This window comes from Corynebacterium sp. NML 120412 (assembly GCF_002285155.1).
Lineage (GTDB): Bacteria > Actinomycetota > Actinomycetes > Mycobacteriales > Mycobacteriaceae > Corynebacterium > Corynebacterium gottingense.
This window is the reverse complement of sequence record NZ_NSGL01000003.1, coordinates 145,457-161,111: the sequence shown is the minus strand read 5'-3', so window position 1 is coordinate 161,111 and position 15,655 is coordinate 145,457. Positions and strand designations below refer to the sequence as shown.

10 protein-coding genes are annotated in these 15,655 nt (G+C 68.5%); 2 read left to right on the top strand and 8 right to left on the bottom strand.

The window, feature by feature from the left end:
* The first annotated feature begins 9 nt into the window (after positions 1-9).
* Positions 10-1,320: a lipase family protein gene (locus CKJ84_RS08945; RefSeq protein ID WP_143340352.1), complete on the top strand. Its 1,311-nt coding sequence runs from the start codon at positions 10-12 to the stop codon at positions 1,318-1,320.
* 6 nt (positions 1,321-1,326) lie between these two features.
* Here CKJ84_RS08945 and CKJ84_RS08940 read toward each other — a convergent pair whose 3' ends face one another.
* A complete protein-coding gene (locus tag CKJ84_RS08940; RefSeq protein WP_095546709.1) occupies positions 1,327-4,059 on the bottom strand; it encodes an ATP-dependent Clp protease ATP-binding subunit in 2,733 nt (910 codons plus the stop codon).
* A 203-nt stretch (positions 4,060-4,262) separates the two neighbouring features.
* Between CKJ84_RS08940 and CKJ84_RS08935 the strand changes: the two genes are divergently transcribed.
* Positions 4,263-5,291 carry an HNH endonuclease signature motif containing protein gene (locus tag CKJ84_RS08935; RefSeq protein WP_095546708.1) on the top strand — a complete coding sequence of 343 codons (1,029 nt, stop codon included), beginning with the start codon at positions 4,263-4,265 and terminating at the stop codon, positions 5,289-5,291.
* 66 nt (positions 5,292-5,357) lie between these two features.
* Here CKJ84_RS08935 and ptsP read toward each other — a convergent pair whose 3' ends face one another.
* From ptsP to CKJ84_RS08900, 7 genes are all read right to left on the bottom strand, one after another.
* A complete protein-coding gene (gene ptsP, locus CKJ84_RS08930) occupies positions 5,358-7,043 on the bottom strand; it encodes a phosphoenolpyruvate--protein phosphotransferase (RefSeq protein ID WP_095536289.1) in 1,686 nt (561 codons plus the stop codon).
* A gap of 31 nt (positions 7,044-7,074) precedes the next feature.
* Positions 7,075-7,905 carry a PRD domain-containing protein gene (locus tag CKJ84_RS08925; protein WP_095546707.1) on the bottom strand — a complete coding sequence of 277 codons (831 nt, stop codon included), beginning with the start codon at positions 7,903-7,905 and terminating at the stop codon, positions 7,075-7,077.
* Positions 7,906-7,969: 64 nt separating this feature from the next.
* Positions 7,970-10,021 (bottom strand): glucose PTS transporter subunit IIA, encoded by a 2,052-nt coding sequence (locus tag CKJ84_RS08920; RefSeq protein ID WP_095536291.1) that lies wholly within the window; start codon positions 10,019-10,021, stop codon positions 7,970-7,972.
* 75 nt (positions 10,022-10,096) lie between these two features.
* Positions 10,097-11,263, bottom strand: a complete 1,167-nt coding sequence (locus tag CKJ84_RS08915; protein WP_095546706.1) for a glycosyltransferase family 87 protein — start codon at positions 11,261-11,263, stop codon at positions 10,097-10,099.
* Entirely contained in the window at positions 11,264-12,805 is a 1,542-nt protein-coding gene (gene lysS / locus CKJ84_RS08910) for a lysine--tRNA ligase (RefSeq protein WP_095546762.1), read from the bottom strand.
* Between the two features lie 19 nt (positions 12,806-12,824).
* Complete coding sequence (locus CKJ84_RS08905; RefSeq protein ID WP_233125628.1) at positions 12,825-14,246, bottom strand: DHA2 family efflux MFS transporter permease subunit; 1,422 nt, start codon at positions 14,244-14,246, stop codon at positions 12,825-12,827.
* Between the two features lie 121 nt (positions 14,247-14,367).
* Positions 14,368-15,651 (bottom strand): hypothetical protein, encoded by a 1,284-nt coding sequence (locus CKJ84_RS08900; RefSeq protein WP_095536294.1) that lies wholly within the window; start codon positions 15,649-15,651, stop codon positions 14,368-14,370.
* Between the last annotated feature and the right edge of the window lie 4 nt (positions 15,652-15,655).

The following is a 15,655-nucleotide window of genomic DNA, read 5'->3' as shown; positions in this document are numbered from 1 at the left end:
ATCAGCCTGGTGAAGACCACTACATTCATCGTTCCGGCCGCGGCCGTGGCGCTGGTGTGCGCGGGGAGTCCGGTGACGGGGGCGTCGATAAGCGAACCGCCCGGAACGCTCCTGAGCACCGCCGACGTGCCGGCCAGCGACGGCCAGCGCATCCGCTACACCACCCAGAACGAGGCCGGCGAGACCGTCGAAGTCTCCGGCGCGCTTTACGACACGCCCAACGCGCGCGGCCTCATTGCCGTCGCCCCCGGCACGCGCGGCATGGCGGACCACTGCGCGCCGTCGGCGGGCGAGGCGATGCTCTCGTCCATCAAGGACGGCTCGATCGGCATCAACTACGAGGCGCCCATCGTGGGCACGCTCATCGACGCCGGCTACCGCGTCGTAGTCACCGACTACATCGGCCTCGGCACCCCCGGCACCCACACGTACCTCAACCGGATCGAGCAGGGCCACGCGCTTATCGACGCCGCCCGCGCCACCGCCCACGACGACGAAGCCATCGCGTTTTGGGGCTACTCCCAGGGCGGGGGCGCCTCCGCCGCGGCCGCCGAGCTTGTCGCCGACTACGCGCCCGAGCTCGACGTGCGCGCCACCTTCGCCGGCGCGCCACCCGCCGACCCGCTGGCCGTGATGGAGCAGGGCAGCACCGGGATGCTCGAAACCGTCGTGGGCTACTCCACGATCAGCTACGCGTCGACCTACCCCGACTTCCGCGAGGCGCTCGAGGAGCACCTCACCGACGAGGGCCGCCGCTGGTTCGCCGCGCTGGAGAAGTCCTGCATCACCGACCCGCCGATCCCCCACGGCGACCTGTTCGAGGGCGGCGAGACCCTCACCGAGCTCGTGCTCACCGACGAGCGCTTCATCCGCACTCTCAACCACAACAAACTCGGCACCGTCCCCGTCAACGCGCCGATCATGGTGATGACCAACCCGGATGACGACCTCGTGCCCGAGCCGCAAGCCACGCAGCTGGCGCGCGACTACGAGGCGCTCGGCTCCGACGTGGAGTACCGCCTCCTGTCGGTCCCCGGCACGAAGACGGCGCCGCTGTCCTCCGGCAGCTCGCTCGCGCCTTTCGACGACGCCGACGCCCTCACCCGATTGAGCTCCTACCCCATCTCCAACATTCCGGTCGCGGGCCACGCCGCCCCGATCGTGCTCAACGCCAGCGACGCCCTGGCGTGGCTCGCCGACTACATGCCGCCGAAAAAAATCGACGCCACCCGCGTTGCGGTGACGTCGATTTTGGCGGTACTCGCGGTCCTTGCGGGCGTCGGCTCCGTGCTGGCGCCGAGCCTGCGCGGACTGGCTTAGCCCGGCTTAGACCGGCTCGGGGCCGCGGCCGTCGGAGCTGCCGTCGGTTCCTTCGGTGCCGTCAGTGCCGTCAGTGCCGTGCTCGCCCGACTCATCGGGGAAGCGCGACGCCTCGGACTCCGGCTGCTCGCGGGACGGGTCGATCTCGCGGACCTCGTCGGCGGGCTCGCCCTCGGCAGTCTCGGCAGTCTCGGTGCCGTCGAAGGTCTCCGCCGGCAGCGGGCGCGGGCGCGGCGTGAAGGTGAACTTCGCGTTCTTCTCGTCGCCTTCGACGTCGCCGTCGACGTCGACGGTGATGATCTCGCCGGCGCCGATCTCGCCGAACAGGATCTTCTCGGACAGCACGTCCTCGACCTCGCGCTGAATGGTGCGGCGCAGCGGACGGGCGCCCAGGACGGGGTCGAAACCGCGCTTGGCCAGGAGGTTCTTCGCGGCGTCGGTAAGCTCGATGCCCATGTCCTGCGCAGCGAGGTTGAGGTCGACGCGGCTGATGAGCAGGTCGACCATCTGCACGATCTCCTCCTGCGAGAGCTGGCGGAAGACCACGATCTCGTCGATGCGGTTGAGGAACTCGGGGCGGAAGTGCTTCTTCAGCTCGTCGTTGACCTTGTGCTTCATGCGGTCGTACTGCGCGTCGGCGTCGGTGGCGGTGTTGCCGGTGAAGCCGAGGCCGACCGGCTTCGAGATGTCGCCGGTGCCCAGGTTGGACGTGAAGATGAGCACGGTGTTCTTGAAGTCCACGACGCGGCCCTGGCCGTCGGTGACGTGGCCCTCCTCGAGCACCTGCAGGAGCGTGTTGTAGATCTCCTTGTGCGCCTTCTCGATCTCGTCGAACAGCACGACGCTAAACGGCTTGCGACGCACCTTCTCCGTGAGCTGGCCGCCCTCCTCGTAACCGACGTATCCCGGAGGCGCACCGAACAGGCGCGACGCGGTGAAGCGGTCGTGGAACTCGCCCATATCCACCTGGATCAGCGAATCGTCGTCGCCGAAGAGAAACTCGGCCAGCGCCTTCGACAGCTCGGTCTTACCCACACCGGACGGGCCGGCGAAGATGAACGAACCGGACGGGCGCTTCGGGTCCTTCAGGCCCGCGCGGGTGCGGCGGATGGAGCGCGAGACGGCCTTGACCGCCTCGTCCTGGCCGATGATGCGCTTGTGCAGCTCGTTCTCCATGTGCAGCAGGCGCGAGGACTCGGACTCGGTGAGCTTGAACACGGGGATGCCGGTCCAGTGCGCGAGCACGTCCGCGATCTGGTCCTCGCCCACCTCGGCGATGTCCTCCAGGTCGTCGGAGCGCCACTTCTTTTCCTTCTCCGCGCGCTCCTCGCCAAGCTTGCGCTCGGTGTCGCGCAGGCCGGCGGCCTTCTCAAAGTCCTGGGCGTCGATCGCCGCTTCCTTCTGCTTGCGGACCTCCGCGATGCGGTCGTCCACCTCGCGCAGCTCCTCGGGCGCGGTCATGCGCTTGATGCGCATGCGGGCGCCGGCCTCGTCGAGCAGGTCGACGGCTTTGTCCGGCAGGAAGCGGTCGTTGATGTAGCGGTCCGACAGGTTCGCGGCGGCCTTGAGCGCGTCGTCGGTGTAGGACACGCGGTGGTGCGCCTCGTAGCGGTCGCGCAGACCCTTGAGGATCTTCACGGTATCCTCGAGGCTCGGCTCGTCCACCTGCACCGGCTGGAAGCGGCGCTCCAGCGCGGCATCCTTCTCGATGTGCTTGCGGTACTCATCCAGCGTGGTCGCGCCGATGGTCTGCAGCTCGCCGCGGGCCAGCTTCGGCTTGAGCAGCGACGCCGCATCGATCGCGCCCTCGGCGGCACCGGCGCCGACGAGCGTGTGGATCTCGTCGATGAACAGGATGATGTCGCCGCGCTGGTTGATCTCTTTGAGCACCTTCTTCAGGCGCTCCTCGAAGTCACCGCGGTAGCGCGAACCCGCCACCAGCGAGCCGAGGTCGAGCGAGTAGACCTGCTTGTCCTTCAGCGTCTCCGGGACCTTGCCGTTGGCGATGTCCAGCGCCAGGCCCTCCACGACGGCCGTCTTACCAACGCCGGGCTCACCGATGAGCACCGGGTTGTTCTTCGTACGGCGCGAGAGGACCTGCATGATGCGCTCGATCTCCTTGTCGCGGCCAACGACCGGGTCCAGCTTGCCTTCCTTGGCGGCCGCGGTGAGGTTGCGGCCGAACTGGTCCAGCACCAGCGAGTTGGAGCGCTCGCCCTGCTGGTTGCCGCCGCGCGGGCCGGGGCCGGATGCGACCGGGCCGGGGCCCGCCTGCGGCATCTCGGGGTTCTGGTTGTCGCCCTCGTAGCCGGAGAGCAGCTGGATGACGGTTTGGCGCACCGTCGGCAAGTCTGCCCCGAGCTTGGTCAAGACCTGCGCGGCGACGCCATCGCCCTCGCGGATCAAGCCGAGCAGCAGGAACTCGGTGCCGATGTACTTGTGGCCCATCTGGAGGCCCTCGCGCAGCGACAGCTCGAGTACCTTCTTGGCGCGCGGCGTAAACGGGATGTGCCCGGAGACGGGCTGCGAGCCGTGTCCGATAATCTCGATGACCTCGCGGCGCACGTCGTCGAGATTGATGCCCATTTGCTCGAGCGCCTTCGCGGCGACGCCCTCGCCTTCCTTAATCAGGCCGAGCAGGATGTGCTCCGTGCCCATGTAATTGTGGTTGAGCTCGCGCGCTTCTTCCTGCGCCAGCACGATCACGCGCCGTGCTCGGTCCGTAAACCTCTCGAACATGGTGTGCCCCTTCTTGTCGTGAGTTTTCACCTACTCTAACGCGCCACAGCCCCAATCAATCCCGTGTTCGCCACTGGCGAACACGCAAACCCCCAACCCTATTTAGACGCACCAAACCGGCCCGCGGTTCCCTCCCGGGCCGAAAATGGGTGAATCCTCACAACCCATTGTTTCCCCAGCTCAGAGCCGGTAACGTGGCTGCCATGAACGCACTGGCAGACCTCGTATCCATCGACCGCCGCGGCATGCAACTTGTCGCGGCGGCCGCTGGCATGACCCTCGAGGACCTCACCGCACTCGGCCTGCCACGCGACCGCGCCCGCCAACTCCACACCGCCGCAACCGTACTGTGCGGCACAACCACCCACACCGCCTACCAACGCCGCGCCCACACCGGCGCCGCAACCAACCAGCACCGCCTGGACACCCTCGCCTACATCGCCCGCCGCGCCCGCACCATCACCGACACCACCGCCCGCTGGACCTACATCGACACCCTCTGCAACACACCCGGCGACCTGACCCACATCACCCGCGTTGCCAACGAACTGAAAACCGAACTCCAGCCCGCACCCCCGCGCCCCGAACAAGCCCGCGTAACCCACCACGGCGACGGCATGGCCACCCTGCGCATCACCGGGCCCGCCCTAGCCATCCAAGGTGTTTACGACGCGGCGAACAACAACATCACCGGCTGGCTGGCAAACGACTGCCCCAAAGCCGACTACCTCGTACGCGTTACCGCCAACCTGGACCTCGGCGACTACCAACGCATCATCGCCGGCACCGGCGACGACGTCGAGGTCCACTTCGCCAACGGGGTGATCACCACCGGGGAAGAATTCGTGCGCATGCAACTCGCAGAGCTCGGCAGCATCATCCTCATCGGCGCGATGGACGGGCCCGTCAACGCCTACAGCGCGCGCTTCGCCTCGGCGAAACACCGCGAGATCATGCTTGCCGACGCCGCCACGTGCACCTGGAAAGACTGCACCGTACCAGCCACACGCTGCCAGGCGCACCACATGAGCGAACACCGCCACGGCGGCGAGACCACGCCCGCCAACCTTGGTTGGTTGTGCCAGTACCACAACTCGCAGGCCGCGACCGGCGCCCGGGGCCACACCGAACGGCGGGACGGACAGATCTACTACGTCTCACCATACGGAAACGCCACCCCCACAGGCACCGACCACGCCGCCCGCGCGCCCAGCCGCACGCCGCCCGGCTAACTCCCCCCAACGCAAAAGCCCGCGCGCCAGGAATCCTGGCGCGCGGGCAGCCATGCCCAAAAGGCGTTACAGCAGGTCGCGGAGCACCGGATCCGCGATCTTCAGCACGTTCTCGCGCGCTTCCTTCGCGGTCGGGGCGTCGACAGCGTAGTTGGCCATCTGGCGGCAGGTGTCCATGTCGTGCAGGCGCAGCGCGGCGCGCACCGCGTTCACCTTCGTCGGCGCCATGGACAGCGAGGTGATGCCCAAGCCGACGAGTACGAGCGCCATGAGCGGGTCGCCGCCGGCCTCGCCGCACACGCCGACCGTTTTGCCGGTGGCGTAGCCGCCCATGCCGGTCGCCTTGATCATGTTCAGTACCGGCGGCTGCCACGGGCTGAGCAGCTCCGCCAGCTCACCTTGCATGCGGTCGGCGGCCATCGTGTACTGGGACAGGTCGTTGGTGCCAATCGAGGCGAAGTCAGCAATGCTCAGCACGTGCCCGGCGCGGATCGCCGCCGCCGGGGTCTCCACCATGATGCCCACCTTGGGCAGCCCGTAACCGCGGGCCTTGTCGCAGAACCACTGGGTCTCCTCCACCGTGGCGACCATCGGCGCCATGACCCACAGCTCGGCCTCCGGCACATTGGCGTGGGCGTTGGCCAGCGCCTGCAGCTGGTCGTTGAGCAGGTCCTCGCGGACCATGGACAGGCGCAGCCCGCGGCGGCCCAGCGCCGGATTCTCCTCCTCGCCGAGGTCGGCAAAGCTCAGCGGCTTGTCCGCGCCCGCGTCCAGGGTGCGCACGACCACGCGGCGCTTGCCAAAGGCACGCAGCACGCGGGTGTAGGTCTCGGTCTGCTCGTCCACGGTCGGCGCTGAGTCGCGGTCCAGGAACAGGAACTCGGTGCGGAACAGGCCGGAGCCTTCCAGGTCGAACTTGGAGGCCTTCTCCGCGTCCTCCGCGGTACCGATGTTGGCCAGCAGCTTCACCTTGTAGCCGTCGCGGGTCGCGCCCTCGCCGGACGAGCCGGCCAGCGCCTCTGCACGGCGGCGGGAGCGCTCCTCCAGCTCGTTCACATCGGAGTCGGACGGGGCGACGATGACTTCGCCGACGCCGCCGTCGATGGCGAGCGGGGTGGCGTCGTCAATCGCCCCAAGAATGCCCTTCACCTGCACCGCCGCCGGGATGCCCAGCTGCGCGGCCAGGATCGCGGTGTGCGAGGTCGCGCCGCCGCCCTCGGTGACGATGCCCAGCACGCGCTCCGGGTCGAGCGTCGCAGTCTCGGCGGGCGCGAGGTCGTGGGCGACGAGGATCGACGGCTCGGCGAAGTCCGGCACGCCCGGCTCCGGCAGGCCGCGCACGCGCGCGGTGGCGCGGTCGCGGATGTCGTACAGGTCGGTCACGCGCTCCGCCATGTAGCCGCCGAGCTTGCGCAGCTTCCCGGCGTAGACCTCGACGGCGTCGTGGATCGCGTGCGTAACGCCGGTGCCCTTCTTCAGCTCCTTCTCGATGCCGCGAATCAGCCCACGGTCCGTCGCCAGCGTCGCGGTCGCCTCCAGCACCTGCTTCGACGTCGCGGAGTTCGCATGCTCGGCGCGCTGCTTCAGGGACTCCGCCACCTCCTGCAGCGTCGCCTTGACGCGCTCGCTGTCGCCCTCAACGGCGGCCGGCTCGCTGTCGTCCACGCCGACGGCGGGCCTCACAACTGCAAGCGGGCCGGATGCGGTGCCGGCGGACACTCCGATTCCGTAGAGAACAGTGCGGTTGGTCATGGTCATTCCTTTCGCTAGTCCGCCCCCGACCCTACTCGTCCGCCTGCGCCTCCTGCAGCCTGGCGACGTGAAGCCCCAGGTACGCGACTTCGTCGTCAGTCAGCTCGCGCCCGAACCGCAGCTCAACCACCTGCGCGACCTTCCGCGCTACCGCCATCTCGGCGGGGTACGCGCGCAGCAGCTCGCGCGTCAGCGGCGAATTCCCGTGGTCCAGCTGCGCCCCGCGCTCCAGCCGCACGAAGAGGTACCTCGCATGCGTGATGAAGCGGGCAGTGCTTATCGACGCCACGTCCACCCCCTCACCCCATTCAGCCCCAATCACGTCCAGCATCTGCTGGATCACGCCCGTCATGCGGTACGTGTGCGCCAAGTCGCCGGTGTTGAACCCCGCGTTGACCAGGTGGAGGGTCAGCGCCGTCGCCTCCTCGGGCGGGAGCGGCGCGTCGAGCCGCCGGTTGATCGCGGCGAGCAGCCGCTCCCCCTGCGCCGCCTCCTCAGGGTAGAGGTGCGTGACCTCAGCGCGCAGCGGGTACTCCACGGTGGTGCCCGCCTCCGCGCGCTCGGCGGCGCCGCCGATGTGGTCCGCGATGGCGGTCACCAGGGTCAGCCGTGGGTTCACGCCGATCTCTTCGAGGGCGGCCGCGGCATCGTCGACCGTCCGGGCCGGTAGTCCCGCGATCATTTCGCCTGCGTGGTCGGGGTCGCGACCGTCGATAGGCACGAAGATGCGCTGTATCTTGGACTCGTCGAGCGCGTCGCCCTGCTTGATCTTGAAGCCCACGCCACGGCCGGTGACCACGACCGGTTCGTCGCCGCGGCGGGCGAGCACGACGTTGTTGTTAAACACGCGCAGGACTTGCATGCCCTAAGCGTAACGCGCCCGCCGCGGGATCTTCCGCTGCGGGCGCGCTGTGGCTGAGTGGGCCTTACTTGGTCACGCCGAGGACGGGCTGCCCCTCGGCGACGGTGTTGGCGGCCAGGTCATCAACACCGGTGAGCGTCTTGGAGTTGACCACCGTGGTGATCACGGTCGGGTCGACGCCGGAGGCCTTGATGGACGCGAAGTCCACCTCCGCCAGCGGCTCGCCGGCCTTGATCTGCTGCTTCTTCTCAGCGACCGGGGTGAAGCCCTCGCCGCCGAGCTTGACGGTGTCAATACCAATGTGCACCAGGATCTCCACGCCGTCGGCGGTCTTGATGCCGTAGGCGTGGCCCGTCTTGGCCACGGAAATAACCTTGCCGGACACCGGGGCGGCGACGGTGACGTTGTCGGCCTGCGGCTCGATGCCGACCGCGTGGCCGAGCGCACCGGAGGCGAAGGCGGCGTCGCCGAGCTTGTCCATCGGGACGACCGCGCCGGCGATCGGCGCCAGGACCTCCTTGGTCACCACGGCGGGCTCAGCAGGTTCAGCGGCGGCAGCAGGTGCTGCGGCGGTTGCGGGAGCCGGGTCGACGGCGTCGGCGGCTTCAGTCTCCACACCGTCACGTGCAGCGGCGGCGCGGGCGAGCGCCTCCGCCTTCTCCTCCGGGGTGCGGTAGTCGGTGATGAGGATGACGAAGAAAGCCGTGAAGAACGCGACGGCAATCGCGACGAGGTAGACCCACATCGGGTCGAACACGAACACGGTCGGGATGGAGGTGAACACGAACGCGTTGGTCTTCACGCCGCCGAACGGGGTGCCCAGGATCGCGATGGTCAGGCCACCGGCGAAGCAGCCGACGAGCATACGCGGGTAGATCTTCTTGAAGCGCAGGTGGATGCCGTAGAGCGACGGCTCGGAGATGCCGCCGAGCAGGCCAGCGGCCAGGGCGGAGCCGGCGGTCTGGCGCATGAGCGGGTCGCGGTCGCGAAGCGAGATAGCCAGCACCGCGGCGGTGGCACCGAAGCAGGCGAAGTTCCACGCGCCCATCGGGCCCTGGATGAAGTCGTAGCCGAGCGTGTCAATGTTGACCAGCATCAAGGCGTTGAGCGGCCAGTGCAGGCCGAGCGGCACCAGGAACGGGTACAGCATCGGGATAAGCAGCGCGAAAACGAACGGGGCGTTGCCGTTCATCCAGGCCAGGCCGGTGCCAATCCAGGCGCCGAGCAGGTAGCCGAAGGGGCCGATGAGGAAGGCGGTGACCGGGATCATCACCAGCAGGGTGAGGAACGGCACGAAGACCATATGCACCGCGGACGGGATGATCTTCTGGAAACCCTTGTACAGCGCCGCGGCGACCGCGGCCATGATGAGCGGTACGAACACGTTGCCGTCGTAGCCGTTGTGGATCATCGGCAGGCCGAAGACATCGATCACGTCGGTCGGCTCGCCGAAAAGCTCGACCGTGTGCACCTCTGGGTGCTCGTCAAGCGTCATGTAATTCGGCGTGAACAGCGCCAGCATGATCGCGGCGGGCACCCACGGGTCAATGTTGAGCTTCTTGCCGGCGTTGTAGGCCACCGCCACGGGCAGGAAGTAGAACACGGAGTTCCACATCGCGTCGACGAACTGCCAGCCCGGCGTCTTCACCTCCGCGCGGAAGTCCACGAGGTGGAACGCGTCGAGCACCGCGGCAAACGCGATGATCAGCGACGCGCCCAGCAGCACGCCCAGGATCGGGCGGAACGAGTCCGACAGGTACTCAAAGAACGTATCCAGCCACGGCAGCCGGCCCTTGGCCTTGTCGCGCTGCTGCTTCTTCAGGTCGTCGTTGGACACGGCGCCGCGCCCCGCCATCTCCGGCAGGTTATTGATGTCGTTGTACACATTCGCCACGTCACCGCCGATGATGACCTGGTAGCGGCTCCCGCCCTGCGGCACAGCACCCATCACCTTGGGGTTGGCTTCGAGGCGTTCCTTGTCGGCCTTGGTGGCGTCGACAAGCTCGAGGCGCAACCGCGTCGCGCAGTGCGTCATGCTCACAATGTTGTCCGGCCCGCCGATACCGGCGAGGATGTCGGCAGCCTGCTCCTGGCGGCCGACCTTCGTGGATGCCATCGGTATGCTCCTTTTCGCTTCAGGCAAACAAAAAGACCTGGGACGCCAAAACGCCCCAGGTCTTGCCCCGCGAACTCACGCGGGTAACAACCCTGTTGTTGGCCTCAATCTTAGGCCCGCCGCCACCGCAATAGCAAAGGGCAGGGCACTCCATCCGAGGGTAGAGAGCAAACTGGGCACCCCGGGCAGCGCGATCACGCCCATCGTGCACACCAGCGCCACGCCGGCCGCCCAACTGCGCACCGGGGAGCGCAGGTCCACCGCCGTCATGGCCAGCGGGATCAACCACACCGCGTAGTAGCCCTGCAGCAGGCCGCCGACCAGGAACACGCCGCAGAACAGCACGCCGATCGTGCAAAACGCCCACACCACGCCAAGCTCGCGCCGCTGCGGGAACAGCACCGCCACCGCGCCGAACACGCCGATGAGCACGACGATGCTCACCGCGACCGTGCCCGCGCCGCTGAGCCCGAGCGCGCCGATCGCGCCGTTGTCGTACTGCCGCGTCTCCGCCAGGTAGGGCACGAGCCGCTCGGTGTACCAGCCCGGCTCCGCGGTGGTGGCCCAGCCGATGCCAAACAGCGCCGCGTAGACCGCGCCCGCGCCGACGAGCACCCACCACTGCCCCAGCAGGAACGGCACGGCGATGAGCACGATGAACTGCGGTTTGATCGTCACCGCGTACGCGAGCAGGAGCGTGGCGACAACCCTCGACCCGCGGTAGTCGCGCAGGCACGCGTGCACGAACGCCACCATGACCAGCAGCAAAAACCCGTTGATATTCGTGAGGTAGATCGTGGATTCCACCGGCTCCGGCACGTTGAACGCAATGCCGATCGCCGCGAGCGTGAGCGGGCGCGCCATGTCCGGCGCGACCATCTTGGCGGTCCACCAGAGGGCAATGCTTATCGACGCCACACTCGCCCCCACCATCGCCCACCGGGCCACATCGAACGAGCCGAACACCGCCAGCGGCGCCAGGACAACGTTCGCCCCCGGCCCGTACAGGTAGTGGGGGTCGGACGTGGAGTAGTCCTCGTTGTAGACCGGGACGCCGTGCGTGTAGCGCTGGACGGCGTCCCAAATGGGAACGAAGTCGAGGCCGTCGCGAAGCAGCGGCAGGATGATCGCGGCGCGCAGCAGGCCGATGATTGCGGCCGACCAGAGCAGCCACGCCGGCACGCGCCGCGGCAGCAGCGCCATGTGCGCGCCGTGCGCGGGAACGCCCGCGTCTGCGGCCACCTACGCCTCCGGCTTGACCATCGGGAACAGCACGGTCTCGCGGATGCCCAGGCCAGTCAGGGCCATGAGCAGGCGGTCCACGCCCATGCCGCAGCCGGCTGTCGGCGGCATGCCTTGCTCCATGGCGGCGAGGAAGTCCTCATCAAGCACCATGGCCTCGTCGTCGCCGTTGGCGGCCAGGCGCGCCTGATCCTCGAAGCGAGCGCGCTGGATCACCGGGTCGACGAGCTCGGAGTAGCCGGTGGCCAGCTCGAAGCCGCGCACGTAGAGGTCCCACTTCTCGGTCACGCCGGGCTTGTCGCGGTGGTCGCGCGTCAGCGGCGAGGTCTCGACCGGGAAGTTGGTCACAAACGTCGGTTCGTAGAGCTGGTCGCTGCACAGCTCCTCCCAGATCTCCTCGACCAGCTTGCCGTGGCCCCAGCCGGCGCCCTCCGGCACCTTGAGGCCGATGGTGTCGGCGATGGCGGTGAGCTCCTCCACGCTCGACTCGATGGTCACCTCGGGCTGGCCCGGGAACTTGCGGGCGAGGGCCTCGTTGAGGCTCGGGTACATCTCCAGGACTTTCCACTCGCCGGAGAAGTCGTACACGGTGCCGTCGGCAAGCGTGACCTGCTCGGAGCCGAAGACCTCGCGGGCGCAGAACTGCACCAGGCCCTTCATCATTTTGGCGCCGTCGTGGTAGGTGCCCCACGCCTGGTAGGTCTCCAGCATGGTGAACTCCGGCGAGTGCGACTTGTCCACGCCCTCGTTGCGGAAGTTCCGGTTGATCTCAAAGACGCGGTCGATGCCGCCGACGACCGCGCGCTTGAGGTACAGCTCCGGCGCGATGCGCAGGTACAGGTCGATGTCCAGCGCGTTCGAGTGGGTCACAAACGGGCGGGCGGCGGCGCCGCCGTGCAGCGTCTGCAGCATCGGCGTCTCAATCTCCACGAAGTCCTCGCCCGTGAGGTACTTGCGCACCGCGGCGATGGTGCGGATGCGCGTCATCGCGTTCGTGCGGGCGTCCTCGCGCATGATCAGGTCGGTGTAGCGCTGGCGGACGCGCTGCTCCTCGTTCATGTCCGCAAACGCGACGGGCAGCGGACGCAGCGCCTTCGACGCCATCTGCCAGGACTGCGCCTGGACGGAGAGCTCGCCGCGTCGAGAAGCGATGACCCGGCCCTTCACGGACACGATGTCGCCGAGATCAGTGTCCGACTTCCACGCGGCCAGCGCGTCCTCGCCGACCTCCGCGAGCGAGAGCATGACCTGCAGCTGCGTGCCGTTGCCCTCCTGCAGGGTGGCGAAGCAGAGCTTGCCCGTGTTGCGCTGGAACATAATGCGGCCCGCGACGGCCACCACGTCCTGGGTCTCCTGCCCCGGCTCCAGCTTGGTCGCGCCGTCGCCCTCCCCCTCGGGCACGGCCTGGTACTTCGCCCGCAGGTCCTGCAGGGAGGTGGTCCGCTCGACGCTGACTGGGTAGGCGTCCTGGCCGGCGTCGAGAAGCTTCTGCCTCTTGTCCCGGCGGATCTGCTGCTGCTCTGAAAGTTCTGGCGTATTCACGTTCAGCCATCGTAGTCGGTCAGCGAGGCTCACTCGACTCCACGGTCACGGTACCGCGCCGCCCGCCCACAAGACTCACCGCGGCCAGGGCGATTATCGACGCCACCACCCCCGCCACGAACGCCGACGCAGACCCCTCCGCCTGCGTCGCGCCCGCCGCCACGCGCAGCGACATCACGCCGATGAGCACCGCGGTGCCGGCCGCGCCGCCGAGCTGCTGCAGCGTGTTGAGGATCGCGGAGCCGTGCGAGTACAGCGCGTTCGGCAGGGCGGACAGCGACGCGGTGAGCAGCGGCGTCATCACCATCGCCATCGCCACGTTCACCGCGATCAGCGAGACCACGATCACCCACGCCGGAGTGTCCTCGCCGAGCAGCAGCCACAGCGCGGCCTGCGAGGCCCCCATGAGGATCGCGCCGGGGACGGCCAGCGGGCGGGTCCCCACGGCGTCGTAGATCCGCCCCGCGATCGGCGAGGCGATCCCCTGCGCCACGCCGCCCGGCAGCAGGAGCAGGCCGGTGAGCAGCGTGGACAGCCCGAGCGCGCCCTGCATGTAGATGGGCAGCAGGTTCACGGTGCCCAGGAACGCGCCGAAGATGAAGACGACGGCGATGATGGAGCAGGTGAAGTCGCGGTAGCGGAACGCCCCGAAGTCCAGCAGCGCGCGGTGGCGGGCGGCAAGGCGGCGCTGGCGGCGCACGAACACGACGGTGAACGCAATGCCCACCACCAGCGCGATCGCCGGGGCGACGGACTCGCCGGTGAGGAGCTGCGTGAACGTCGATAAGCCGTAGACCAGGCCGCCGAACGCCAGCACCGACAGCCCGACCGAGGGCAGGTCGAGCGGCGTCGAGCGGGTCTCGCCAACATTGCGCATGAAGAAGAACGCGCAGACGACGAGCAGCACGGGCACCGGCACCATCACCCAGAAGATGTGGTGCCACGTGTACGCGTTCAGCACCGCGCCGGCCAGCGCCGGGCCGAGCGCCGGGGCGACCGAGATCACCACGGCATTGAGCCCCATCACCGTGCCGCGGCGCTGCGGCGAAACCACGTTGAGCGTGACCGTGAACAGCAGCGGGATCATCACCGCCGTGCCCGCGGCCTGGACGATGCGGGCGAGGATCAAGACAACGAAGGCAGGCGAGAGCGCCGCGAGCACGCTGCCGCCGATGAACAGGCCCATCGCTGCGAAGTACAGGGTGCGGGTTGTAAGCCGCTCGATGAGGAAGCCGGTGGTGGGGATCACCACGGCCATCGTGAGCATGAAGCCGGTGAGCAGCCACTGCGCCACGTCGGCGCTGACCGCGAACTCCTGCATGATCGCCGGCAGGGCCACCGAGACCGTCGTCTCGTTGAAGATCATCATCATCGCCGAGAACACGAGGATGCCAAGCAGGACCGCCGGGTTGGGTGCGGCGGAAGCGGTACGGGCGGTCACGCGCGGAGTCACCTTTCTGTGGGATAAAAGAAAAAGCACGCGGGCAGCACGCTTATCGACGCTCCCCTGTGCTCCAGGCAATGCTGAGCCCGCCTACTGTATGCCACGGCGGGCGGTGGCGCTACTCGCACATCGGCAGCGCGAGTCGCTTCTCCTCGGCCTCGTGGCCGTTGATGACCACCATGAACTGCTCCTTGTTCTCCGGCACCATCACGAAGGCCGGCGGGTAGGCGTCCGGGACTTCGTAGGAGTCGATCATGCACTCGCCGCTGCCCAGGATGACGGCCTCGTCGCGGCCCGGCACGACCTCGTCGCGCGCGTCCTGCGACACGTACTTGGACACGGACACGCCCAGGTCCTGGTTGGCGCAGCGGATCTTGCCCTCCTGGCCCTGCTCCGGGGTGGCGGACTCGCACTGCAGGTCCTCCCAACCCTTCTGGCCCGAGCTGCCGGACACCAGCTGCGGGTACGCCTCGGCGATCTCCGCGTCGGCGCCCTCCCACTGCGCGCCGCGGCTGTTGTCCCACCACCACCAGAACGCGCCGAGCGCGATGAGCAGCAGGACGAGCACCGCGATGATCCAGGGCCACGGGTTCATCTTGCTCTTCACCACGGCCGGGCGCTTGTACTCGCCGGTGGGGCCGTAGGCGTACGGCTCCGGGGGCTTGCGGTAGCCGTCCTGCGGGCGCGGCGCCACGGAGGTCAGCGGGCCCTGGTCCTCGACCGCGGAGGCGGCGCCGCCTGCCAGGGCGAGGAGGTAGCCGGCGCAGGAGCCGGACTCGCCGGCCAGCTCGGCGTCCACGGGGGTGCCGGTGAGCTCGGCGACGAGGTCGCGGAAATCGGCGCGGTTGCGCTCGGCGGACCCGGTGGCGTCACTCAGCGAGGGCGCAGGGCCCACGAGCGCCATCTTCACGGGCGTGGACGACCAGGCGGGCTGGACCAGCAGGTGGTCCGGTGTAATCGAGCGGGCGACAAAGTCGGCGTGGCCCTCGCGGTTGTAGGCGTCGATGGCCTCGGCGACCGGCTGGAGCAGGTCGCGGGCCTCAGTCTTGGTGAAGGCGGAGCCGACGGCCTGCTTCTCGCCCAACAGCTGGCGCAGGGGTGTGCCGGTCGGGGCCTCGCGCAGCACGAACAGGTGCCCGCCGTCGGTCAGTCCGGCGCCGCGCGGCTGGAACACGCCCGGGTGCGACGCCTCCGCGAGCGCGGTGTTGAGCGCGCCGACCACATCGGCTGCGTCGGGCCCCGGCGTGGCGGCAAACAGCTCGACCTCCACGGCCTGGCCGCTCTCGTTGGACGCGGTGTACAGGGTGGAATCGGCGGTGCGGCCCGTTTCCAGGACCTGCTCCTGGTCGAAGGTGAAGCCGAAGCGCTGGTTCAGCAGTGCAGCGATGTTGGACACAGACATGCCC

Bases quoted from the DNA above. Each gene is read 5' to 3' on its own strand.
- CKJ84_RS08940 (WP_095546709.1), bottom strand. From the start codon at position 4,059: ATGTTCGAGAGGTTTACGGACCGAGCACGGCGCGTGATCGTGCTGGCG.
- CKJ84_RS08935 (WP_095546708.1), top strand. From the start codon at position 4,263: ATGAACGCACTGGCAGACCTCGTATCCATCGACCGCCGCGGCATGCAA.
- ptsP (WP_095536289.1), bottom strand. From the start codon at position 7,043: ATGACCAACCGCACTGTTCTCTACGGAATCGGAGTGTCCGCCGGCACC.
- CKJ84_RS08925 (WP_095546707.1), bottom strand. From the start codon at position 7,905: ATGCAAGTCCTGCGCGTGTTTAACAACAACGTCGTGCTCGCCCGCCGC.
- CKJ84_RS08920 (WP_095536291.1), bottom strand. From the start codon at position 10,021: ATGGCATCCACGAAGGTCGGCCGCCAGGAGCAGGCTGCCGACATCCTC.
- CKJ84_RS08900 (WP_095536294.1), bottom strand. From the start codon at position 15,651: ATGTCTGTGTCCAACATCGCTGCACTGCTGAACCAGCGCTTCGGCTTC.